Annotated in this window: 20 protein-coding genes; 12 read left to right on the top strand and 8 right to left on the bottom strand. The window is 60.3% G+C overall.

What is annotated here, in order from left to right; all coding sequences use genetic code 11:
- Positions 1–78: 78 nt before the first annotated feature.
- The 3 genes from ACYQ1A_RS09395 to ACYQ1A_RS09385 are packed head-to-tail and all read right to left on the bottom strand — an operon-like array spanning position 79 to position 3566.
- Complete coding sequence (locus tag ACYQ1A_RS09395; RefSeq protein WP_499361821.1) at positions 79–1575, bottom strand: hypothetical protein; 1497 nt, start codon at positions 1573–1575, stop codon at positions 79–81.
- The gene (locus ACYQ1A_RS09390) at positions 1572–2033 is read right to left on the bottom strand and encodes a DNA polymerase III subunit chi (protein WP_499361820.1); all 462 of its coding nucleotides are present in this window, start codon (positions 2031–2033) and stop codon (positions 1572–1574) included. The genes ACYQ1A_RS09395 and ACYQ1A_RS09390 overlap by 4 nt, the downstream gene beginning before the upstream one ends.
- 12 nt (positions 2034–2045) lie before the next feature.
- Complete coding sequence (locus ACYQ1A_RS09385) at positions 2046–3566, bottom strand: leucyl aminopeptidase (protein ID WP_499361819.1); 1521 nt, start codon at positions 3564–3566, stop codon at positions 2046–2048.
- 253 nt (positions 3567–3819) lie between these two features.
- Between ACYQ1A_RS09385 and lptF the strand changes: the two genes are divergently transcribed.
- The 11 genes from lptF (at position 3820) to ACYQ1A_RS09330 (ending at position 15249) form a co-directional block, all read left to right on the top strand.
- Complete coding sequence (gene lptF / locus ACYQ1A_RS09380; protein ID WP_499361818.1) at positions 3820–4887, top strand: LPS export ABC transporter permease LptF; 1068 nt, start codon at positions 3820–3822, stop codon at positions 4885–4887.
- Positions 4884–5963: an LPS export ABC transporter permease LptG gene (lptG, locus tag ACYQ1A_RS09375; protein WP_499361817.1), complete on the top strand. Its 1080-nt coding sequence runs from the start codon at positions 4884–4886 to the stop codon at positions 5961–5963. The genes lptF and lptG overlap by 4 nt, the downstream gene beginning before the upstream one ends.
- A gap of 162 nt (positions 5964–6125) precedes the next feature.
- Positions 6126–7136 (top strand): UDP-glucose 4-epimerase GalE, encoded by a 1011-nt coding sequence (gene galE / locus ACYQ1A_RS09370; RefSeq protein ID WP_499361816.1) that lies wholly within the window; start codon positions 6126–6128, stop codon positions 7134–7136.
- 148 nt (positions 7137–7284) lie between these two features.
- Complete coding sequence (locus ACYQ1A_RS09365) at positions 7285–8532, top strand: flippase (protein ID WP_499361815.1); 1248 nt, start codon at positions 7285–7287, stop codon at positions 8530–8532.
- Positions 8529–9530: a glycosyltransferase family 2 protein gene (locus tag ACYQ1A_RS09360; protein WP_499361814.1), complete on the top strand. Its 1002-nt coding sequence runs from the start codon at positions 8529–8531 to the stop codon at positions 9528–9530. Before ACYQ1A_RS09365 ends, ACYQ1A_RS09360 begins: the two co-directional genes overlap by 4 nt.
- Entirely contained in the window at positions 9527–10630 is a 1104-nt protein-coding gene (locus ACYQ1A_RS09355) for a glycosyltransferase (RefSeq protein ID WP_499361813.1), read from the top strand. The genes ACYQ1A_RS09360 and ACYQ1A_RS09355 overlap by 4 nt, the downstream gene beginning before the upstream one ends.
- The gene (locus ACYQ1A_RS09350; protein WP_499361812.1) at positions 10627–11433 is read left to right on the top strand and encodes a glycosyltransferase; all 807 of its coding nucleotides are present in this window, start codon (positions 10627–10629) and stop codon (positions 11431–11433) included. The genes ACYQ1A_RS09355 and ACYQ1A_RS09350 overlap by 4 nt, the downstream gene beginning before the upstream one ends.
- A 7-nt stretch (positions 11434–11440) precedes the next feature.
- A complete protein-coding gene (locus ACYQ1A_RS09345; RefSeq protein WP_499361811.1) occupies positions 11441–12268 on the top strand; it encodes a glycosyltransferase in 828 nt (275 codons plus the stop codon).
- A complete protein-coding gene (locus ACYQ1A_RS09340; protein WP_499361810.1) occupies positions 12265–13392 on the top strand; it encodes a glycosyltransferase in 1128 nt (375 codons plus the stop codon). The genes ACYQ1A_RS09345 and ACYQ1A_RS09340 overlap by 4 nt, the downstream gene beginning before the upstream one ends.
- A 2-nt stretch (positions 13393–13394) precedes the next feature.
- Positions 13395–14861 (top strand): undecaprenyl-phosphate galactose phosphotransferase WbaP, encoded by a 1467-nt coding sequence (gene wbaP, locus ACYQ1A_RS09335; RefSeq protein WP_499361809.1) that lies wholly within the window; start codon positions 13395–13397, stop codon positions 14859–14861.
- A gap of 106 nt (positions 14862–14967) precedes the next feature.
- On the top strand, positions 14968–15249 hold the full coding sequence (locus tag ACYQ1A_RS09330) for an acyl-CoA-binding protein (protein WP_499361808.1): 282 nt from the start codon (positions 14968–14970) through the stop codon (positions 15247–15249).
- Positions 15250–15334: 85 nt separating this feature from the next.
- Here the strand turns inward: ACYQ1A_RS09330 and ACYQ1A_RS09325 are convergent, their stop codons facing one another.
- The 5 genes from ACYQ1A_RS09325 to ACYQ1A_RS09305 form a co-directional block, all read right to left on the bottom strand.
- The gene (locus ACYQ1A_RS09325; RefSeq protein ID WP_499361807.1) at positions 15335–15952 is read right to left on the bottom strand and encodes a hypothetical protein; all 618 of its coding nucleotides are present in this window, start codon (positions 15950–15952) and stop codon (positions 15335–15337) included.
- Positions 15953–16123: 171 nt separating this feature from the next.
- Positions 16124–16843, bottom strand: coding sequence for a proteasome-type protease (locus tag ACYQ1A_RS09320; RefSeq protein ID WP_499361806.1), 720 nt, complete (start codon positions 16841–16843; stop codon positions 16124–16126).
- A gap of 104 nt (positions 16844–16947) precedes the next feature.
- Positions 16948–17766, bottom strand: coding sequence for a transglutaminase family protein (locus ACYQ1A_RS09315; protein ID WP_062224261.1), 819 nt, complete (start codon positions 17764–17766; stop codon positions 16948–16950).
- 2 nt (positions 17767–17768) lie between these two features.
- Complete coding sequence (locus ACYQ1A_RS09310; protein WP_499361805.1) at positions 17769–18701, bottom strand: alpha-E domain-containing protein; 933 nt, start codon at positions 18699–18701, stop codon at positions 17769–17771.
- 15 nt (positions 18702–18716) lie between these two features.
- Positions 18717–20144, bottom strand: a complete 1428-nt coding sequence (locus ACYQ1A_RS09305; protein WP_499361804.1) for a circularly permuted type 2 ATP-grasp protein — start codon at positions 20142–20144, stop codon at positions 18717–18719.
- A gap of 325 nt (positions 20145–20469) precedes the next feature.
- Here ACYQ1A_RS09305 and ACYQ1A_RS09300 point away from each other — a divergent pair, with 325 nt between their 5' ends.
- Complete coding sequence (locus ACYQ1A_RS09300; protein WP_499361803.1) at positions 20470–21717, top strand: 6-phosphofructokinase; 1248 nt, start codon at positions 20470–20472, stop codon at positions 21715–21717.
- Positions 21718–22662: the final 945 nt, after the last annotated feature.

The raw sequence follows: 22662 nt of genomic DNA, 5'->3' as shown, positions 1-22662 counted from the left end.
AGAACCCGCTGCAGAACAAGACACGGCGCGTATCCGCAAGGAACGCGCCGTTTTTACGATGCGGGCAGGGGGCGCCGCTCAGTCCTTGAGCAGGCCACGTTGACGTAGCTCGGTGCGCACCAGTTCATCGATGCGCGGCGCGAGGCGGGCTTCCAGTTCGACGCTGACCTTTTCCACCAGCGCGACCAGGGCTTCGCCATAAAGCGATTGCATCATCTGCGCGAAGTGCTGGCGCGTAAGGCGTTCGACTTCGGTGGAGATATCGACGGCCAGATGCGCGGCCACGCCTGCGGTCATTTCGGCGATGGCGTTGGCGTCGAGTTGCGGCGCGGCGGTGACCTCTGTGGCAAGCGCCGCAAGCTGTTCCGGCGCTTCAGTGGCGGTAACAAGCGCTGCAACTTCGCCCGGGGCGATGGGCGGGTTGGCCACATGGACCACGTCAACTTGCCACACCGGTTCCACCGGCAGCGCCTCCGCTGCAACGGAGACCTGGTCCGCCGGTACGGCTCCGCTGTCGGCGCTGGCGTCGGTCGCGGTTACGTCGGGCACGGCCATATCGAATTGCGCGTCAGGCGTATCTGCAACGGTCTCGGCAAGGGCGGCGTCGGCATCGCGATTGGCCTGGCTGACCTGGTCCAGATCGACTTCCAGCCGACTCTCGCCGACATGGGTAAATTCCACGGTAAATACCGGTTCCGCCGGCGTTTCGGCGACCGAAGCGAGCTCATTTGCGGCAAGCGCAGGCTCGGCCAGCGGCGCTGGGGCAGTCACTTCATCCGCGACAAAGCCCTGACTGGCCGAATCAGCCCACGTTTCCAGCGTGATCGTTTCGCTGGCGGCAGCGTCGTCCCACCATGGCGATAGCGTCGCCCAGTCAGCGCCATCGTCCGTTGCGACTTCGGCGGTCAGCACCGGTAAATCGTCATCGCTGAGCTCAGGCTCAATGCGGACGGCTTGCAGCGTTTCGATTGCGGCGGCTTCGGATTGATATTCGAGCGACTGGCTCAGGGCCAGGCTGGCCGGGTCTTCCCATTGCAAAGCGCCTGGGTCGGCTGCCGGGGCATCGGTGGCACGGTTGAAGGCGGCTTCATCGACCAGGACGGCGGGGGGCTCAATCGGTGTTTTTGATTGCGGCGCGGCCGGAGCCCAGGCGGGTGCATCGCCAGCGTCGGTAAGGTCGGCGACCGGTGCCTGGGCGCGCGCCGCCTCGTGCGCGGCTACGCCAAACGGCGTCGGGACCTGGAGTAGAGAATCCAGATCCAGCAGCGGTAAATCAAGAAATTCGGGTTGCGGCGGTGTCGGTTCGGTTGCGGTCAGCGCTTCCGGCACGGGCGCGGGCGCTTGCTGCGTCAAAAACTCACGCGGATCAAACATCAGCGTCGACGGCTCAGGCGCGGCTTCTACCGTCAAAACCGGGATATCCAGCACGTCCAGATCCAGCGTCTGGTCTTCGGCCACTTCGGTCAGTACGGGCACGGCGTCATCGTCGGCCCGGGAGCCGCCACCGCGATGGCGCGCCATCAGCGCATCCATCTTGTTAAACAGGGGGCTGACGCTTTCGTCGTGATCGCTCATGGGGCTTCGCTCTGCATACGTTCCGGGGACGGCGCCAGTTTGAGCATATCCACCGCCACCGGCGTGATGCCGCTGGCTTGCCAGGCACGCCATAGCTCACGGGCGGCCAGGCGTTCGCCTTCGTCTTGCGACACGATTTCGATAATGCGGCTGTGCTGTTGCGCAGAGGCGGGCGGCACATTGCCCGAAAAATTGAACAGGACGTCGCGGCTTGCTAACTGCTCGGCCCGGAAGTCGACCACGATCGGGGTGGCGTCGGCGATGTCTTCGTCGGCGCGGCAATGCGGCAAAAAGCCGATCTGCGGGGTATCCCACAGCACCCGATCGAGCCGCAATGCGCTGGCAGCGTCTGCCGCCAGCACATTGATGCGTAATCGTTGCGCCATGGCCTTGCCCGCGAGCTGGGCCAGAGCCTGCTCGCGGTGGCGCACATTAAAATAGAACGTGACTTCAGCCATGGCGGTTTCGATTTACTTCTTTTTGGACGACTTGGCTGGCGCCTTGCTCACCACCGGCGCCTGGGCTGCGCGCTGGCTGAGGAAATCCAGCAGCAAAGACACCGGACGGCCCGTTGCACCCTTGGCCGCGCCCGATTTCCACGCGGTACCGGCGATGTCGAAGTGCGCCCAACGGTACGCCTTGGTGTAACGCGCGAGGAAACACGCGGCGGTGATCGAGCCACCCGGACGGCCGCCAATATTGGCCATATCGGCAAAATTGGATTTCAGCAGGTCCTGGTAGTCGTCCCACAGTGGCATGCGCCAGGTCTTGTCGCCGCTGGCATCGGCAGCGGCCAGCAATTGCGCGGCCAGTGCTTCATCGTTGGCGTACAGACCACTGGCGATATGGCCCAGCGCAATCACGCACGCACCGGTCAATGTGGCCAGATCGATCACGGTTTCGGGATCAAACTTGCCGGCAAAGGTCAGCGCGTCGCACAGAATCAGACGGCCTTCAGCATCGGTATTCAACACTTCGATGGTCTGGCCCGACATGCTGGTCACAATGTCGCCGGGCTTGAGCGCATTGCCAGCCGGCATGTTTTCGCAGGTGGCGATGACGCCCACCACGTTGATGGGCAGTTGCAGCTCAACCACGGCCTTCATCACGCCCAGCACCGCACCGGCGCCCAGCATGTCGTATTTCATTTCGTCCATGCCTTCGCCCGGCTTGAGCGAAATGCCGCCGGTATCGAAGGTAATACCTTTCCCCACCAGCACCACCGGCTTGCCCTGGCCACCCTTGTAGTTCATGGTGATCAGCTTGGGCGGCTCGACCGAGCCTTTGGCAACCGCCAGGAAGGAGTTCATGCCCAGCGCGGCAATCTGCGGCTCGTCCAGGATTTCCACTTCAAGATTTTTGCCGCTCTGGCCCAGTGCAATGGCTTGCTCCGCCAGATAGGTCGGGGTGCAGACATTGGGTGGGGTATTGCCCAGATCGCGGGTGAAGTTCACCCCGTGGCCCAGGGCCACGCCATAGGCCACGCCTGCTTCAGCGGCGGCGGACTGGTCTTTTTTGCTGATGGCCAGCGTCACGTTGTTTAACGTCGCCGGCGCGTCGGCCTTCGATTTGAACTGGTCAAAGCGATAGCCTTCGTACAAAAACGCGTGCGCGATCGCGGCCGCGGCTTGTTGCAGATCGAATTCTTTGCTGAGCGCGCCCAACAGATGTACACCGACGCTGACGCCTTTACCGGCGATGGCTGCGCGCGCTGCTGCGGCGGCGGCAGTACGCAATGCCACAAGGTCGGTGGTCTCGCCCAGCTGTACCAGAATGGCGCGGCGCAGCTTGCCGTTAACCGTCACGTGGCTCACCAGCGTAGAGCCGGTTTTGTCAGCCAGTTCACCACTTGCCAGCAACGCCGTCAGGCTGCCGCCAGTGGCTGCATCTATTTTTGAGAGGGACCCGGACAGCTTTTTACCGGCCACCGGCAGCACCAGGCTGTCAGCGGCGTCATTTTCGGGCAGGGTGAGATTTATGTTAAATTCCATGGCGCAAGACCTCCGTTGCTGCTGTATGCGCAACCTGAATGTGTGGTTTTTAGCCCTTGTGGGGCAAGACCTGCAATGAACTGTTGCTATAACGGCACTCAAGCAGCAGACAGTCCAGCTACAAGCTGTGAGTGGTTTTTGCAATCAAGACCGGCTCTTCGTCGCATTTGGCCGGGGTTCGGCGCGGCGGCGGTTTCGCATAAGTGCGATAAACGGTTGATTATTTCTTTTCCCCCCATATAAGTCAAAACGCATGCTTTTCCGCAAGACCCTGATTCAGGAAATGACGTGGGTTGCCCTGGCGGTCTTTGCCGTGTTGCTGCTGCTGGTCATGACCACCCAGGTGGTCCGCCTGCTCGGCCAGGCAGCCGTCGGCGCGTTGGCCTCGTCCGCAGTCTGGGCACTGATGGGCTTTGCCGCTGTGCGCTACCTGCCCATCCTGATGTCGCTGATGCTGTTTATCTCGGTGCTGGCCACCATGACGCGCCTGTGGCGCGACAACGAAATGGTGATCTGGTTTGCCAGCGGGCAGAGCATCAAATCCTTTATCCGCCCGGTGCTGGAGTTCTCCATCCCCGTGGTCATCCTGATTGCCATCCTTGCACTGGTGGTGTCGCCGTGGGCGCTGCAAAAGGGCAATGAATTCCGCGAAAAAACCTTGTCGCGCCAGGAAGTGACCCAGGTGGCGCCCGGTGTGTTCCGCGAGTCCCCGCAGGCCGACCGCGTGTACTTTATTGAGAACTTTACGGGTGACACTGGCCAGGGCAACAACGTGTTTGTGCAGATGCGTAAAGACAAACGCCTGACCGTGATTGTCGCCGACAAGGGCGGCATGTTTATCGATCCGATGGGTGAGCGCTGGTTATGGCTGGGTAAAGGCCATTCCTATCAAGGCGAGCCGGGCAAAGCCAGCTATGACGCGGTGGCGTTTAACCACGCCCAGTTGCGCGTGGAAGCCAGCGACCGCCCCACCTCCAGCCCGTCCACCCAGGCCACGCCGACGCTGCAGTTGCTCGGCAGCAAAGTGCCGGAAAAAGCCGCCGAAATGGCGTGGCGTCTGGCGCTGCCGATTTCGGCCATGATTTTGACGCTGGGTGCGGTGCCGCTGGCCTTCTTTAACCCGCGCGGCGGGCGAGCGCTCAATCTGATCGTGGCCGTATTCCTGTACTTTCTGTACTACAGCATGGTCAATATTTCGCAGGCCTGGATTGCCGATGGCCGCGTCAGCATCTGGATCAATATGTGGCCGCTGCATATTCTGGTTGCGGGCATCGTCATCTATCTTTACGTCTGGCGTAGCCGCAGCCGGAGCATGTCATGAACATTCTGGCGCGCTATCTGTTCCGTGAGCTCACGGTTTATATCGTCTATACGTTGGTGGGCTTGCTCGGCCTGTATAACTTTTTTGATTTGATCGGCGAGTTATCCGATCTGGGCAAGGGCGGCTATCGGCTGTCCGATGCGCTGATCTACGTGTTTCTGCAAACGCCGTCTAACGCCTACACGCTGATGCCGATTGCGGTATTGATCGGCGGGATTTTTGCGCTGTCCAACCTGGCCGGTAATGCCGAGCTGACGGTGATGCGTGCCGCCGGGGTATCGGTCAAACGCTTGCTCGGCTGGCTGGTCATGATCGGCGTGCTGTACGGCGTGGTGACGGTGTTGCTGGGCGAATACGTTGCGCCGGTGGCCAAGCAAGCGGCCAACCAGCAGCGTTTGTCCGCCACCAAAGCCATGCTGGTGGGTGAGTTCCGCTCGGGCGTGTGGGTAAAAGATGGTCACCAGATCGTCAACATCGCCGAAATGCTGCCCGACCTGACCATCCTCGGTATCCGCATTTATGAATTCAGCGACAAGATGCAGCTGGCGCATATTCAGGAAGGCGAGCAGGGCAAGTATCTGGGTAATGGCGTATGGCGACTGGATAAAGCCACGCGTACCGAGTTCGAACCCAACGACGCGGGCGTCAAACTGATCCACCAACCGACCGGGCAATGGGATACCTCGATCACGCCAGAAATGCTGGCGGTATTGCTGGTTGAGCCATCGCAAATGTCGGGCCGTGCTTTGCACAGCTATATCGACCACCTGCGCCGCAATAATCAAAAAACCTCGCGCTACGAACTGGCGCTGTGGGGCAAGCTGTTCTACCCGCTAGCCTGTTTGTCGATGATTGTGATTGCACTGCCGTTTGCGCAAACACAGCGTCGCAGTGGCGGCGTCGGTGCGCGTTTGTTCGCCGGTATCGTGGCTGGCCTGGCGTTTAACTTCTTGAACCGTATCGTGGTTTATCTGGGCGACCTGCATGCGTGGCCGCCGCCTTTGGTGGTATCGATTCCCACGCTGTTCTTTATGCTGATCGCCTGCATTTTGCTGTGGCGACAAGAGCGGCGCTAAGTGCAAGCGGGGCGCAGCGTGGGCGCCTGGCTTGTGCCGGTTTTATCTGGTTTATGCCTCAGATGACGGAGGCTGGTTCGGTTTTTATGACACCAGCCTATCGCCATTCGTAAACATCGACGGTTAGAATGCCTGATCCGTCTCTCGTCTGGAAACCGCACCATGCATGTACTGCTCACTGGCGGCGCCGGTTACATCGGCTCCCACACGTATATCGAACTGCTCAAAGCGGGTTTTACCCCGATCATTCTGGACAACTTCAGCAACGCCAATCAGGCGGTGCTGCAACGTCTTGAAACCATCACCGGTCAGCCGGTGCCATGGGTCAAGGCCGACATCCGTGATCGCCAGGCGCTGGACGAAACCTTCGCCAAATGGCCTTTTGGCGCGGTGATCCATTTCGCTGGCCTGAAGGCGGTGGGCGAGTCGGTAGAAAAACCGCTCGACTATTACGACAACAACTTTGTCGGCACCGTGCGCTTGCTGGAGTCCATGACCGCCGCCAACGTCAAACAGATTGTGTTCTCGTCGTCGGCCACGGTGTACGGCGACCCGCACGCCGTGCCGATCATGGAACACTTTCCGCTGTCCGCCACCAACCCCTACGGCCGTTCCAAGCTGATGATCGAAGACATGCTGCGCGACCTGTTCCGTGCCGATCCGGCCTGGAGCATTGCGCTGCTGCGTTACTTCAACCCGGTGGGTGCACACGAATCCGGTCTGATCGGTGAAGACCCCAAAGGCATCCCCAACAACCTGATGCCATACGTGGCGCAAGTGGCGGTGGGCAAGCGCGAAAAGCTGTCGATTTTTGGCAGCGATTATCCGACAGCGGATGGCACCGGCGTGCGCGACTACATCCACGTGGTGGATCTGGCGCGCGGGCACGTCAAGGCGCTGCAGAAACTGGCGCAGGGCCCCGGCACCGTCACGGTTAACCTGGGCACTGGTGTTGGTTATTCGGTGCTGGATATGGTCAAGGCGTTTGAACGCGCCAGTGGCAAGCCGGTGCCGTATCAACTGGTGGATCGCCGCCCCGGCGATATCGCCGCCTGCTACGCCGATCCGGCGCTGGCGCGCGAACAACTGGGCTGGAGCGCCGAAAAGACGCTGGATGATATGTGCGTGGATTCGTGGCGCTGGCAAAGCAGCAATCCCAACGGTTTTGCTTAAGCCGGAACCGTCCGATTGCTGGCGGCGCGTATAGCGATGTGCCTTCCGTTACACGACGGAAAAAATCATTCCATACAATCCAACCTGTTTACAGCCAACCCGTGCCTGTCGCACGGGTTGTTTTTTAGCAGATGACGCCGCGCACCTTATGATCGATCGCCGTATGGCCAGCAACATCCTGGCCCTGTATGCCGTAAAAGGCATGCAGTACCTGATGTCTTTTGCGACTTATCCCTTTCTGACGCACACGCTGCAAGCGCATGGCTTTGGCGCGATGAATTACGCGGCCTCAGTTATCCAGTACGGCTTGTTGCTCACCGATTTTGGTTTTGATTTATCGGCCACCCGCGAGGTGGCCGTTGCGCGTGGTAACGACGCCGAAGTGTCGCGGATTTTCTGGCGCACCATGATCGCCAAATCCATGCTGGCGCTGGTTTCGATGGTGTTGCTGGTACTGGCTATCGCGGTGGTGCCCCAGTGGCGCGCGCTGGCGCCGGTGTTTGCTTTCTCCATGCTCAATATCGTGGCGTCGGTGGTGTTTCCGCTGTTCTATTTTCAGGGCATGGAAGAACTGCGGCTGGCCTCGATTTTTGGGGTGGTGGGGCGCGCCTCGATGCTGGGCTTTCTGTTCTGGCTGGTACGCGGCCCCGACGATGTCGGCATCGCCGTCATCCTGCAGGCTCTGCCGCTGATTCTTGCGGGTGCATTCTGGTGGGCCACGCAGTGGAAGCTGGCGCGTCCGGCGTGGATCAAGCCGACACAAAACGAAATAATGGCGTCGCTGCGCATGAGCTGGCCGTTCTTTTTGTCGGCCTTGTCCAATGTGCTGTACACCGCCGCCACCACCACATTGGTGGGCATGTATTGCGGCGTGCACGAAGTCGGCTATTTTGCCGCTGCCAATAAATTGCTCTACAACATTCAGGGCCTGATCAGCTTGCTGGTGCAGGCGACCTATCCGCGCATCTCGCAACTGGCACAGCAGAACAAACCGGCAGCCGTTGCGCTGATACGCAAAGCCATGTTTATCCAGGGCGGCGCCGGGCTGGTGTTGACGTTGGTTTTGCTGATCGGCTCACCGTGGCTGATGCCTTTGCTCACCGGCCACGACCTGGCGGCCGCGGCGCCGGTGATGCAATGGATGTCCCCGATTGTGTTGCTGGGCGCACTCAGCTATTTATTCGGCATGCAATCGCTCCTGCCTTTTGGCCATGATCGTTATTTCAGCCGTGTGCTGATGCTGGCTGGCGTCGCCAACGTGGTGGCGCTGATGCTGTTGCTGCCCGGCGCCGGCGCTATCCGTGCGGCACAAGTGGTGCTGGCGGTAGAGACCTTTATCGTGGTGGCCTTCTGGTGGCGAGCCCGGGTGGTGCTGGCTGAGGCCCGTCTGCAATGACCTCGCCCGCGGTCGCCATCATTCTGCCGTGCTATAACAGCGCGGCTTTTTTGCAAGAGACGCTGGACAGTCTGAGCGCGCAAACGCTGCGCGAGTGGCAATGCATCGCCATCGATGACGGCTCCAGCGATGCCACTGCGGCCATCTTGTGGGCGCACGCCAACCATGATCCGCGGTTTACCGTGATCTCGCGGCCCAATCGCGGCCTGATTGCCACCTTGAACGAAGCGATCGCCTTGGCCCGGGCGCCCTGGATTGCGCGCATGGATGCCGACGATCTGGCCGAGCCTGAACGCCTGGCGGCGCAACTGCTGGCCTTGTCGCAGCAAGAAGCCGATGTCTGCGGCACCTGGGTCAGCTTTTTTGGCGAGCGCTCCGGCCTGTGGCAAACGCCGGTCGATGACGCCTCGATCAAACTACAATTGTTGTTCAATGTGCCCTTGGCGCATCCCAGTGTGATGGTGCGCGCCAGCCTGCTGCGCGAAACCCCGTATGACGCCACGGCCGTGCATGCCGAGGACTACGCCCTGTGGTGCGCACTGGCCATGCGCGGTGCGCGTTTTATTAATGTGCCGCGCCCCTTGCTGCGTTATCGCTGCCACGCCGGGCAGATTACCCAGACCAAACGCGACGAATTACGCCACACCGCGCAGCGCATCCGTAGCGCCTATGCCGCTGGCTTGTTGCCGCCGAATATCGAAGTGAGTGAATTCGCCCGTTATGCCGAGCCAGGCACGCCCTTGTCGGCCGACGAATTCACCACCTATGCATGGATGTTGCTGGGCCTGGCCGCGATGTACCCGGCAGGCGCGGGTGTGCTGGCCGAAGCCTGGATCGAAGCCTGGCAACGTACGCGCCCGGCGCGCGTTACGCTGAAGGTGGTTAAACGCTTGCGCCGCACGCTGCCATTTGCCGCCAGCCGCCGCAGTTTTTTTATGAAGCAATGGCTTAAACATGCCTTGGACGGCTATCTGCGCCGCCCCGGTGGACCGACATGAATATCACGATCTTTTTACGCGGCCTGGGTCTGGGCGGTGTTGAACGTTGCGCCGCCGTGGTGGGCGAGGGCCTGCGCGAACGCGGCTTTAATGTCACGCTGGTGACCCTGGGCGACGCGACCAATCGCTGGACGGAACGCACGGCTCATCTCAAGGTGGTGGATCTGTCCACGGTGTGGCATCCCAAAAAACCATGGACCTGGCTGGCGGGCTGGCGCGCGGCGCGCGCATTGGCGCGACAAAGCGATGTGGTTATCGCCGCGACCTTTCTGATGCCGCTGTATATGGCCTGGGCGGCCACGCGCGGCCTGCCGACGCGGCTGATAGGCTGGGTGCATGGGCCGCTGGGCGATCTGGATCGCAACGCGCATATGAATCCGGTGCACCGGTTTGCCTGCCAGACTTTGTACCGCAAGCTGCAGGAGCTGGTGTTTGTGTCTAAACACGCGCGTGCTTCGATGGCGCAATGGTTAGGCCAGCCCGAAGGGGCGCACTGGCAGGTTATCCCCAATTTTGTCGAAGACGCTGCGCTGCGCCCGCCGCAGTATCCGGCTAACCCGCTGCGTTTGCTGTTTGTGGGGCGCATCGATGTGGAGAAGCAACCGGCGTTGTGGCTGGATACGCTGGCGGCATTGGTCGAACGCGACCGTCTGGCCCGGCTCACTGTGGTGGGCGACGGGCCTTTGCGCGGCTGGGTGGAAAGCGAAGCGCAACGCCGTGGTCTGCAGCAACTGATTGAATTTACCGGCGCACGCGATGACGTCGGCGCTTTTATGCAACGTGCCGATTTTTTGCTGCTGACCTCGTGGTTTGAGGGCTGCCCCCTGGTGGTGCTGGAAGCAATGAAAGCCGGCTTGCCGGTGGTGTCGACCAATGCGGGCGGCGTGGTGGAATTGTTCGGCGACGCGCCCGAAGATTTTGTCGCCGCAGAGGCCAGCGGTGCTGCGCTGGCCGCAGTGATCCTGGCGCAAGAACCCAAGCACCCGGCCTTGTCGGCGCGGCTTAAATTGCGCTCGCATGCCTTTGATGCGCCGGTCTTGCTGAACCGTTGGGCCACGTTGTTGAATACGCGCCCCGTTCTGGATGTCCAAGCCCGATGAACCGCATCGCATTATTGATTCCGCATTACAACAACCCGCAAGGACTGGTCGAGTCGCTCGCTTCGGTCGGCGTGACCGAGCCGGTCGACGCCTGGGTGGTCGATGACGGCAGCACACGCGCACGCATTGATGAGGCCGCCTGCCACGCCGCCTGGCGCGCGCAGGGCACGCTGAATTTTGTTTATCTGCCGCACAACCAGGGCATCGAGCACGCACTCAATACCGGCTTGCAAGGCATTCTTGCTGCGGACTACCAATATGTAGCGCGGCTGGATGTGGCCGATCTGAACCTGCCGGACCGCTGCGCGCGGCAGGCGGCGTTTCTGGATGCGCATCCTGAGGTCTATCTGTTAGGCAGCGCCGTGGTGTTTTTTGATGCCAGTGGCGACCGCTTTACGCTGCAACAACCGCAAACGCACGCGCAAATTGTGCGGCAGATGCATATCGATAACGCGTTTACCCATCCGGCCGTGATGTTCCGGGTGGCGGGCATACGCGCGCTCGGCTTGTATCCGACCAACTATCCAGCGGCGGAAGACTTTGCTTACTTCTGGAAGTTTGTGGCGCGTTACCAGACCGCCAATCTGCCCGAAGTGCTGGTGCGTACCGAGTACACCACGGCGGGGATTTCATTGTCGAAACGGCGGCGCCAGCAATGGTCGCGCTTTCGCCTGCTGGCGCGATATATCGACGCCTCGCCGCGCTCATGGCTGACCTTGCTCAAGCCGCTGGTATGGATGGTTGTGCCATTCTCGCTGGCGCGCCGCGTCAAGCAGTGGCTGGGCAAAACCAGTTGGGCCTGAAGACATCATGAGTGAATCGCAAAATCGTCTGATTTGTTTGATCCCGCATTACAACAATCCCGAGGCGCTGGTGCGCTCGCTGGCCAGTATCGGCCCGTCCGAACAATGTGACGTGCTGGTGGTGGATGACGGCAGCGCGCGCGCGCCGGTTGCTGAGGCCGCCGCCCGCGCCGCTTTCCGCGCGCAAGGCGTGCTGCGTTTTTTGTATCTGCCACAAAACCGTGGCATTGAGCATGCGCTCAATAGTGGGCTCAACTGGATATTGGCGCGCGGCTATGCCCGCGTGGCGCGGCTGGATTGCGGTGATACCAACCGGCCCGATCGCTTCGCCCGGCAGATGGCGTTTCTGGACACTCATCCCGAGGTCGCGCTGGTGGGCGGGGCGGCCAGCATGATTGATCCGCAGACCCGCGCTGAACAATTTGTGTTGCGCCATCCGGCGGAACACGCCGCCATCGTGCGCACCATGCGGCGCAATTCGGCCTTTATCCACCCGGCCGTGATGTTTAATACCACGGCACTGGCCACCACCGGCTTGTACCCGCTGGATGCGCCGGCCGCCGAAGACTACGCGCTGTTCTGGCAATTTGTGCGGCATTTCCAGACCGCCAACCTGGCTGATGTGGTTATCGATTACGAACTCGATCCGGGCAGCATTTCGCATTCCAAGCGCGATATCCAGCTGCGCAGCCGTTTGCAACTGCAATGGCGTCATCGGGCCGGCGGGGGGCTGGCGGCTTATGTGGGCATGCTGCGCACGCTGGCGATTCTGTTATTGCCGTACCGGCTGATCTTTAAACTCAAATCGCGCTTGCGCAACAAGGCTTCGTCATGACGCGCATCGTCCATGTGGTTGAATCGTTTGGTGCTGGCACGCTGTCTATGGTGTTGGCCGTGGCCAACCGACAAGTAGCGGATGGCTTTGCCGTGCACGTAATACACAGCGTGCGCGAAGAAACGCCCGCCAACTGGCGCGAGTTGTTTGATGCGCGCGTGCAAATGACGCAATTGCCGATGACGCGGGCGATCTCGCCGCTCGGCGATTTCAAGGCCGGGCGTTTGCTGGTGGCAACGCTGAAGCAGATCGCGCCTGATGTGGTGCATCTGCATTCCAGCAAAGCGGGCGCTTTGGGACGGATAGTCAGTCTGGTCTATCGCGGCCCGCGCTGGTTTTTTTCGCCGCATGGCCTGTCGTTTCTGCAACGGGCAGAGGGGCGTTGGAAGAACAATGTGTTTCTGTTGCTGGAAAAAATTCTTGCGCGCACGCCGGTGACGTTTGTGGCCTGCTCGCCGGGCGAGGCCGAACAGATCCGCGCCAATCTCGGCCCGCATGTGGTGGAAGTGCATAACGCCGTCGATTTTGATGCCATCCCGCAGGCCAGCGGCAGCAGCGATGGCGTGGTGCGTATCGGCACCGTCGGCCGGGTAACGCTGGCGCGTAATCCGGAACTGTTTGCCCAGATCGCAGCGGCGCTGGGCAAACCGGGCCAGATCGAGTTTGTCTGGATCGGCGGGGGTGACGCCGAAGGCGAAGTGGCGCTGCGCGCAGCGGGCGTCAAGGTGTGCGGCTGGGTGCCACGCGCCGATGCCCTGGCGCGCATGGCGCAGTTGGACATCTATATCCAGACCTCACGCTGGGAAGGCATGCCGGTGGCGGTGCTGGAGGCGATGGCCGCGGGTTTGCCGGTGGTGGCCACCGATGTAATCGGCAATCGCGATCTGGTGCGGGATGGCCTCAATGGCTATCTGGCACAGACCGCGGCAGACTTCACCGCCCGCCTGGCGCTGCTGGCTGCCGATGTGCATGCCCGCAAAACCCTGGGCGCGCATGCCCGCCAGTTTGTGGCGACGCATTATTCTCTCGATGTCATGATGGCATCGCTTTATGGCGCCTATGGCGTTGTGGTGGAACCCAAAGTGCATGACCCCCAATCCCTTCCTCACGCGGGAGCGCATTAAGCGTGCGTGAACAGATCCTCAAGTATCGTGGCCCGGAACGCGCCAAGCCCTTGCTGGCGCTGGCCGATTTTGCCGCGTTGGCCGTGTCGTTTGGCATTGCCTTGTTGCTGCTATGGGCGTTCCGCTATCAGCGCATCAGCGCCAGCTTCGATCTGTGGTGGGCATGGGAAGGCAAGCAGCAAGGCATGGCGTTTTTGCTGCTGGCGCTGATTACGGTAAGCAATTTCTGGTGGCGCGGTCATTACAGCCTGCGCCTGCCGTTCTGGGATGAGTTGCTCGATATCCTGCGTGCCTTGTTGCTGGCCGGTTTGCTTAACGGCATGTTGGTGCTACTGGGCAAATTCACCGTGTCGCGCTTTCTGTTTCCAGTGTCCTGGGGTGTGGCTTTGGTGCTGCTGCCGTGGGTGCGCTCGTATACCAAATCGTGGTTGCTGCAGATTGGCGTCTGGCAAATGCCCACTGTCATCGTGGGCACGGGCGAAAACGCCATCGCGGCGTATCGGGCCATGAAAAGCGAGCGCTTGCTGGGCTTTCAGATCGAAGCCTTCCTTGCCGTCAGCCAGTCCGCCCCGGCGCAAATTGTGGTCAACGACAACATCCTGCCGGTGATAGCGCTGCAGCCGGACGGGCTGGTGCCGTGGCTGGATGCCAACCAGCGGCCGCATGTGGTGGTGGCGGTGGATGAAGAAGAGCTCAAAGCCTTGTCGCGTCAGGTCGAGCAATTGTCCTTGCGCTACAAAGACATCCATGTGATTCCGCCTATTGCTGGACTGCCCTTGTTTGGCGTGGTGCCGTATCACTTTTTCAGCCACGAAGTGCTGTTGCTGCGCGTGACCAATAATCTGACCGTGCGCTCGCTGATGCTGATGAAGCGCATGTTTGATCTGTGTGGTGCGGCGGTCGGACTGCTGCTGTTGTCGCCGCTGTTTGTCTATGCGATGTGGCAAATCAAACGCCAGGGCGGGCCGGGCGCCGTGTTCTTTGGGCATGTCCGTATCGGCATGAATGGCAAGCCATTCAAATGCTGGAAGTTCCGCACCATGGTGCATAACAGCCAGGACGTCCTGGCGCATTTATTGGCCAGCGATGCGGCTGCGCGCGCCGAGTGGGATCGTGATTTCAAACTCAAGAATGATCCGCGTATTACGCCCATCGGCCAGTTTCTGCGCCGCACCAGCCTCGATGAAATTCCGCAATTGTGGAACGTGCTCAAAGGCGAAATGAGCCTGGTCGGCCCGCGCCCGATTATCGAAGCCGAGCTGGAACGCTATGGCGATCGGGTGGATTTTTATCTGGAATCGCGGCCGGGCCTGACCGGCTTGTGGCAAGTCTCTGGCCGCAACGACACCACCTACGATGAACGCGTGGCGCTGGATGCCTGGTATGTCAAGAACTGGAACCTGTGGTACGACATCGCCATTATCTGCAAGACCATCCGCAGCGTAACGGGCGGACACGGCGCGTATTAAGGCGGATTGGGCCCGACTAGGGGTTTTCCCACGCCTGTCAGTTTGAAAGTGGTTTGCCTGCAGGGGCGGCGCTATACTCAGCCGGGCAAATTAAAACGACTGTTTGATGGAGACTCTCTCGATGTCGACGCTGGCCGAGCAGTTCAAAACTGCGCAAGAAGAAGTGGTGCAACTGAATGACGCACCGGATGTGCAAACCAAGCTCAAGCTGTACGCGCTGTACAAGCAATCCACCGATGGTGATGTGAGCGGTGATCGCCCGTCGGCCATCAACTTTGTGGCTCAGGCCAAATACGACGCATGGGCCAAGCTCAAAGGCACCAGCAACGACGACGCCATGACGCAATATGTGGCACTGGTCGAAGAATTGAAGAAGAACGACGAATAAGCGATGCGGGGCAAGGCCCCCAATGCGCTAACACCAGGGGAAGGCCGCAGGGCCTTCCCTTTTTTATGCGCCAGCCGCTGCCCGCTTATCCGCCCAACTGCTTGATCACCGGCTGTATCACCTGGCCCACCAGCATGGTGCTGACTACCCATATCACCAGGCTGGATTTCAGCGAGAGTAGATCGGCCTTGGTGGCGTAGTTCTCTTTGATGCCTGCTATCTCGGCACGCATGCCGGATATGTCCACCTTGAGGCCGGCAACGTCGGTTTTGAGGGCCGAGACATCAGATTTCAGTGCGGTGACATCGATTTGCAGGGTGGAAACGTCAAATTTCAGCCTGGAGACATCCGCTTTTAGCGTGGACACGTCTATCTGCAACGCGGAAACATCGGTTTTCAACGCGGAGACATCGGTTTTCAATGTGGAGACATCCGCTTTCAGCGTTGAAACATCAAGCTTCAGCCCCGATACGTCGGTTTTTAGTGTGGAAACATCGGTTTTCAGCGTTGAAACATCAGTCTTTAACGTGGCAACGTCGGCACGCAAAACCGTCACGTCGGTTTTGAGTTCATCCACATTGCGATCCAGATGGTTCAGCCGTAGTTCGGCCGCATCCATACGCGGACTGCGCGGGGTACGCGGTTTGATGTACCTGGGCCTGGTGGGGTTGCGTCCGGGTAGTTCGTGGGCGTGGTACGGCATGGTGCAATCCTTGTGCGGCAGATTTCAGCCACACCGGGGTGGCCAGAAGTGCTTTGCACCGATCACAGCGGGCTGCTGCGCGTCGTGATTGGCTGTGCAATGACCGCGATTCTGCCCCGCCGGGCAGGCGCCGCATCCAGGATAAATCTGAATTTTTGTTTTCTCAGAAACTCACAATTTGTCGAACCAGTCGGCATTGGCAATCTGGCTGAACACATTGCGCAAACCCTGGCCCCAGGATTCGCGAATGCGGTTGAAATAGACGTTGGTTTCTTCAATGCGGTAGGGCTGGGTGGGGGCAAAGCTGTCGGCCTGGTAGCGCAACAGATCGATTGGCAAGCCCACCGACAAATTGCTGCGGATGGTCGAATCAAACGAAATCAGCGTGCATTTAAGTGCCTCGGCCAGCGGAGTTTGCCACTGCACCACGCGGTCGATGATGGGCTTGCCGTATTTGGATTCGCCGATCTGGAAATACGGTGTATCCAGCGTCGATTCAATAAAGTTGGCCTGCGGATAGATATTGAACAGGCGCGGTTTTTCGCCGCGAATCTGCCCGCCCATGATGAAAGAACCGGTCAGATCGATACCATGGGTGATGGCCTCATCGCGGCCGTCGCGCGTGATGACTTCGCGAATGGTTTCGCTGACCAGCAGGGCCGCGTCGTACATGGTGTGCACGTTCAGCAAATTGTGCAGTTCGGTACGCGAGCGTTGTTCCAGCAAGCTGATCACGCTTTGCGTGGTGGCCAGATTGCCTGCGGTCAGCAGCACAATCAGGCGTTCGCCGGGCATCTCGAAAATATGCATTTTGCGAAACGTGGCGATATGGTCCACGCCCGCGTTGGTGCGCGAGTCTGAGGCAAAAATCAGCCCGTCTTTCAGGGCCATGGCCACGCAATACGTCATTGATCGGTACACCCGCAAACTGGTCTGGATGTCCTGAATTGTAACCAACGAATTGCGTGGCTGCCTGCCGTGCCGCAATCAGTGTGTCATTGCTGATTTTGTTGTTGCGCCGATTCGCGTTCGATGGCGTGGCGCACGCGGGTGTGGCTTTCCATGATCTCGTCGCCGCCGCCGCGGCGCAGACCGCGGATCGGGCAGGCGTCCAGATAATCGAGGCCGATCGCCAGCCGCACATAGCGTTCGTCAGGCGTGCAGCCGTTGCTGGTATCAAAGCCATGCCATAGCTCGTCGGTAAAGGCATCCACCCACGCGTGGCTGGCCACGTGGTGATCGTTTTCGGTGTAGAGATAGCCGCTCACATAGCGCGCCGGAATTTCGAGAAAACGGCATAACGCCAGAAACACATGACTATGGTCCTGGCACACGCCGCGGCTTAGCCGGAAAGCATCGCGCGCCGAAGTCGTGACGTCGGTTTCGCCCGGCGTATACGGCATATGGTCGAGCAAGTCGGCCATCATATCCATCAGCCCGTGCCGGCCATGCCGCGCCACCAGTTTGCGATATTTGCCCGCGAAGGCCTTGATCGCTTCGTCCGGTTCGGTCAGCGGGGTGACTTTGCGAAACACCATGGGCGGCAGTGCGTTATGCGGCGGATTGGCCGGGCGCGTTTCGATAATGCCATGCGCCACGATACGGATTTCGGTGGTGGCCTCTTCCAGCGTCAGCACGTGCTCGCGGTTGCCAAAGGTGTCGATGGTGGACTGGGTGGGCCCCGGTACATCCAGATGCCAGTTGACCACGGCCTGGCCGGGATCCGCACGCGGCGTCAGGCGCAACAATTGCACGCTGTAGGCGGGCGGGGTGTCGTAGCGGTAAACCGTTTCGTGTTTGATTTCCAGATGCATGCTCAGGCCACCCGTAGATAGGCGTGGTCGATGGTGCCGCCCAACGCATTGATCTGCGCCAGACATTGGCTCAGATATTCGTGCAGCCCACTGGCCATGATTTCTTCCGCGCGCGTGTATTTAAGGGTGTTCAGCAATTTGTGCGCATCGCGTTGCGCCAGGCGGCCGTTGTCGCCCTCGATCTGATCGAGAATCTTGCAGATGGCATCGAGGCAAGCGCACAAAGAACGCGGCAGGCGCGGCGACAAAATCAACAATTCGGCCACTGATTCCATGGCCGGACCTTCGCGATAGACCTCCAGATAAGCTTCATAGGCCGACAAGGCGCGCAGCAAAGCGGCCCAGGCGTAGTAATCCTGTGCTTTGTCTTCGGTGGCCGCGTCGGTCAGCAAGCTGGCTTTGACGTCGAGCAAACGCGCGGTGTTGTCGGCGCGCTCGATAAAAGTGCCCAACCGGATAAAGCTGTACGCGTCGCCGCGCAAAATCGTGCCATAGGCAATGCCACGAAACACATGTGAGCGCGCCTTTACCCAATCAAAAAAATCCGCCACGTTGCCGATACCGTTCGCTTCGAGCTGGCGGGCTTCCAGCCAGGTGGCATTGATGTTCTCCCACATTTCCGCGGTGATCTTGCCGCGCACGGCATGGGCGTTCTCCCGTGCATGGCGCAGGCAGCACAGAATGCTGGCCGGGTTTTCGCGATCGAGCGCCATAAACTGCAACAGCGCTTCGGGCGTGATGGCGGAATAGCGTTGATTAAAGCGCTCCAGCGTTTCGGTAATGACCAGCGGCGCGCGCATTTCGGCGCGCGCGCCTTTGGCTTGCGGCAAGAGCGCCAATGACAGACTCACGTCGAGCAAACGCGCCAGGTTTTCGGCACGCTCCAGGTAGCGCGACATCCAGAACAGATGATCGGCAGTGCGGCTTAACATCATGGCAGTGATCTCCGTTCAGGCTTCCAGGATCCAGGCGTCTTTGGTGCCGCCGCCTTGCGACGAATTCACCACCAGCGACCCCTTTTGCAAAGCCACCCGCGCCAGTCCGCCGGGCACGATGCGCACGGTATTGCCGGTGAGCACAAACGGGCGCAAATCCAGATGGCGTGGCGCGATGCCTTCGTCCACAAAGGTAGGGCAGGTAGATAGCGATAGCGTGGGTTGCGCGATGTAATTGCTCGGATTGGCCTTGAGCCGCTCGCGGAAATCCTCGATCTCGGCGCGGCTGGCTTTGGGGCCGATCAACATACCGTAGCCGCCCGCGCCGTGCACTTCCTTCACCACCAGTTCATCCAGGTGCGTCAGTACATGGCCTAGTTCGTCCTGATGCCGGCATTGCCAGGTGGGCACGTTGCGCAGCAAGGGTTCTTCGTCCAGATAGAAGCGGATCATGTCCGGCACATAGGGATAAATCGATTTGTCATCCGCCACCCCGGTGCCGATGGCATTGGCCAGTACCACGCCGCCCGCGCGATAGGCCGCCAGCAAACCCGGCACGCCCAGCATTGAATCGGCACGGAAAACCAGCGGATCAAGAAACACATCGTCCAGCCGCCGGTAGATCACATCCACCTGCTTGGGGCCAGCGGTGGTGCGCATATACACGCGCAGATCCTTGACGAACAAATCGCGGCCTTCCACCAGCTCGACGCCCATTTGCTGCGCCAGGAACGCGTGCTCAAAGTAAGCACTGTTGAAATGGCCCGGGGTCATGACCACCACGGTGGGATTGTCTTCCAGCGACGATTGCCGCAGCGTTGACAGCAGCACCGACGGATAATGTTCGACCGGCGCCACCGCATGCCGGCCAAACAGCTCAGGGAACAATCGCATCATCATCTTGCGGTTTTCCAGCATATAAGACACGCCGGAGGGCACACGCAGATTGTCTTCCAGCACGTAATACTCGCCGTCGGAATGCCGGATGACGTCGATGCCGGCGATATGCGCGTAAATCTGATGCGGCAAATCAATACCGCACATCGCAGCATGAAACTGCGCATTCACCAGCACCTGATCGGCCGGAATTTTTTTGGCTTTGAGGATGTTCTGGTCGTGATAGATATCGTGCAGAAACAGATTGAGCGCCTGCACCCGTTGGCGCAGCCCCGCCTCAAGATGCGCCCATTCGTTGGCCGGAATAATGCGCGGGATGGTGTCGAACGGAATCAGCCGCTCGTTGCCGCTTTCATCGCCATGCACCGAAAACGTGATGCCGACGCGATGAAACAGCAATTCCGCCTCGCGGCGCCGCTGCGCCAGCATGGCGGGCGTCTGGGCGTTGAGCCAATCAAAAAACTCACGATAATGCGGGCGCACCGACTGGGCGGCATCGAGCATTTCGTCGTAGCCAGCGGATAGCGGAAGGTCGATCTGATGCATGGGCAGCAACCTCGGTCATGCAGCGATTGATCATGGGCCCTGACTGCGGCCGCTTGAGTGACCCGGATGGTCCTGCAATCCTCATGCCAGCCTGCGGCAAGTGCGAACGCTTGAGTTATAGCGGCTTTACGGCACGGCCGCCGGGCTGGATGTGCACCACACTGGATGACGCCATGGTGCGTCCGCGCCGTATTGGCGCGCGCCAGGGCACAAGGCGCAAACGCTGCCATCAGGGACATCCGCCGTGCGGAAACTCCCGATGCAGCCGCATGCTGCGGCGCGCAAGAATGGCTGATCGTCCAGTCAGTGCCGCAGGAGTCCGATCGTGCCCAGAAACGCGTTGTATGCCCAATCCGGTGGGGTAACGCCGGTGATCAACGCTTCCGCATGGGGGCTGATCTCGGCCGCCCGACGTCACCCGCAACAGATCGGCAAGTTATACGTGGCCAAGGACGGCATTCTGGGGGCCTTGCGGGAAGAACTGATTGACCTGGCCAGCGTGCCCGACAGCCAGTTGGTGGCGCTGCGGCATACCCCCGGTGGCGCCTTTGGTTCTTGTCGCCACAAGCTCAAGCACGGCAGCGAACTCAAGCGCTTGTTCGAGTTGTTTGCGGCATGGGACATCGGCTACTTTTTTTATAACGGCGGCGGTGACTCGGCGGATACCTGTCTGAAGGTGGCCGAATATGCGCAATACACCGGCATCGACCTGGCCGCAGTACACATCCCCAAAACCATAGACAACGACCTGCCGCAGACCGACTGCGCCCCCGGTTTTGGCTCGGCCGCCAAATATCTGGCCACCACGGTACGCGAGTGCGGGCTGGATCTGGCTTCGATGTCATCCTCCTCCACCAAGGTATTTGTGCTTGAAGTAATGGGCCGCCACACCGGCTGGCTTGCCGCATCCACTGGCCTGGCCGCACGTGTGCCCGGCGAAGCGCCGCATGTGATCCTGTTGCCGGAAGTCCCGTTTGAACCGGGCGGTTTTTTGCGCGCGGTGCGGGAATCGATTGCGCAATATGGCTCGTGCGTGGTGGTGGCGGCCGAGGGCATCCGCGATACCTCGGGCGTCTTGCTGGCCGAAACCGGCGGCGCCGATCCTTTTGGACATGTGCAACTGGGCGGCGTGGCGCCGCTGCTGGCCAACCTGGTCAAATCCGAGTTGGGGCATAAATGTCATTGGGCGGTGGCCGACTATATGCAGCGCTCGGCCCGGCATCTGGTGTCAGGCAACGATCTGGAGCAGGCGATTGCGGTGGGGGAGGCAGCGGTGGATTTTGCCATTGCCGGGCAACGCAGCGTGATGCCCGCGATTGTGCGCGAGGCGGATCAGCCCTATCGCTGGCATGTGGATGCGGTACCGCTCAAGCGCGTGGCCAACAAGGAACGCGCGGTGCCGTCGACGTATTTGAGCGATGACGGCATGCATCTATCGACCACGGGGCGCGCTTATTTTGCGCCGCTGATCCTGGGCGAAATGCCGCCGCCGTTTGAACATGGTTTGCCGGATTATCCGCGGTGGCATTTTTCGACGGTGGAGAAGCGGTTGGCGGGGTATGAGGTGCTATAGGGGGGGGATTTTTTTTGGGGCTGGATGGTAGGTGTTTGGCCAGCGGCGGGTGTTTTGATGTTCAGCTTGCGCTGAACAAACCCTTAACCGCTGAGCCTGCGGCGCATTTTAGATACCCGGGGGTGCCCGGGAGCACGTCACTTTTCTTTGCTTCGCCAAAGAAGAAGTAACCAAAAGAAAGGCGACCCCACTCGCGGCTCCGCCACTCGCCAGGGGCCCCTAAGTCAAAAACCGAAACGGACCGTCTGGGACTTCCATTTCTCAGCTGCCGCTCCGCGGAACTTCGGTCGGACGGAGCCCATAAAGCCGGTCTCCTTCCCCTCCCTCGACAGGTAATGGCTGCTGTGTGCTAGGCGTGCTGCCTCGTTGCTGCGCAACATCGGGTGGGCGTGGGGGCGACGGGTGACAGTGAACATCGGCACCGCTTGCTTCGCTCCCATCCCGCACGGCCACCGCCGTCTAATTTGTCACCGTAGCCTTCACGAACCGCCAACCTCTCATAGGGTGGGTCAAGACCCACCACCCAAAGCCGCTAGCAAAACACGCAACGCGTCCACCACGGCCTGTACACGTAGGGTGCGTTACCCGAAGGGTCTTGTCCTCGCTTGCGGGGACAACGCACATTTTAGTTATGCCACCGAGGTGATCAAGTGCGATCCGGAAGGCGGCAAGGATGACGGGCATGGCGTAATCGGGAAATGTGCGCCAGCGAGGACAAGACCCCTTCGGGTTTGAGCGGTAGTGAATTGGCGACTGATTGGAGTGATCGTTCTTGCTGGTGGCTTTGGGTGGTGGGTCTTGACCCACCCTATGAGAGGTTGGTGGTTCGTGGCGGGAACGGTGACAAATCAGACGGCGGTGGCCGTGCGGGATGGAAGCGTTAAGCAGGCGGCACAGATATTCATTGTTACCCGTCGCCACCACGCCCACCCGATGTTGCGCAGC

The organism is Silvimonas sp. JCM 19000 (assembly GCF_054652575.1).
This window is presented reverse-complemented; position numbering and strand designations above follow the sequence as displayed.

Bases quoted from the DNA above. Each gene is read 5' to 3' on its own strand.
- ACYQ1A_RS09390 (WP_499361820.1), bottom strand. From the start codon at position 2,033: ATGGCTGAAGTCACGTTCTATTTTAATGTGCGCCACCGCGAGCAGGCT.
- ACYQ1A_RS09305 (WP_499361804.1), bottom strand. From the start codon at position 20,144: ATGCATCAGATCGACCTTCCGCTATCCGCTGGCTACGACGAAATGCTC.
- ACYQ1A_RS09365 (WP_499361815.1), top strand. From the start codon at position 7,285: ATGATCGATCGCCGTATGGCCAGCAACATCCTGGCCCTGTATGCCGTA.
- ACYQ1A_RS09325 (WP_499361807.1), bottom strand. From the start codon at position 15,952: ATGCCGTACCACGCCCACGAACTACCCGGACGCAACCCCACCAGGCCC.
- lptG (WP_499361817.1), top strand. From the start codon at position 4,884: ATGAACATTCTGGCGCGCTATCTGTTCCGTGAGCTCACGGTTTATATC.
- ACYQ1A_RS09355 (WP_499361813.1), top strand. From the start codon at position 9,527: ATGAATATCACGATCTTTTTACGCGGCCTGGGTCTGGGCGGTGTTGAA.
- ACYQ1A_RS09330 (WP_499361808.1), top strand. From the start codon at position 14,968: ATGGAGACTCTCTCGATGTCGACGCTGGCCGAGCAGTTCAAAACTGCG.
- ACYQ1A_RS09345 (WP_499361811.1), top strand. From the start codon at position 11,441: ATGAGTGAATCGCAAAATCGTCTGATTTGTTTGATCCCGCATTACAAC.
- galE (WP_499361816.1), top strand. From the start codon at position 6,126: ATGCATGTACTGCTCACTGGCGGCGCCGGTTACATCGGCTCCCACACG.
- ACYQ1A_RS09310 (WP_499361805.1), bottom strand. From the start codon at position 18,701: ATGATGTTAAGCCGCACTGCCGATCATCTGTTCTGGATGTCGCGCTAC.
- lptF (WP_499361818.1), top strand. From the start codon at position 3,820: ATGCTTTTCCGCAAGACCCTGATTCAGGAAATGACGTGGGTTGCCCTG.
- ACYQ1A_RS09385 (WP_499361819.1), bottom strand. From the start codon at position 3,566: ATGGAATTTAACATAAATCTCACCCTGCCCGAAAATGACGCCGCTGAC.
- ACYQ1A_RS09340 (WP_499361810.1), top strand. From the start codon at position 12,265: ATGACGCGCATCGTCCATGTGGTTGAATCGTTTGGTGCTGGCACGCTG.
- ACYQ1A_RS09350 (WP_499361812.1), top strand. From the start codon at position 10,627: ATGAACCGCATCGCATTATTGATTCCGCATTACAACAACCCGCAAGGA.
- ACYQ1A_RS09360 (WP_499361814.1), top strand. From the start codon at position 8,529: ATGACCTCGCCCGCGGTCGCCATCATTCTGCCGTGCTATAACAGCGCG.
- ACYQ1A_RS09315 (WP_062224261.1), bottom strand. From the start codon at position 17,766: ATGCATCTGGAAATCAAACACGAAACGGTTTACCGCTACGACACCCCG.
- ACYQ1A_RS09320 (WP_499361806.1), bottom strand. From the start codon at position 16,843: ATGGCCCTGAAAGACGGGCTGATTTTTGCCTCAGACTCGCGCACCAAC.
- ACYQ1A_RS09395 (WP_499361821.1), bottom strand. From the start codon at position 1,575: ATGAGCGATCACGACGAAAGCGTCAGCCCCCTGTTTAACAAGATGGAT.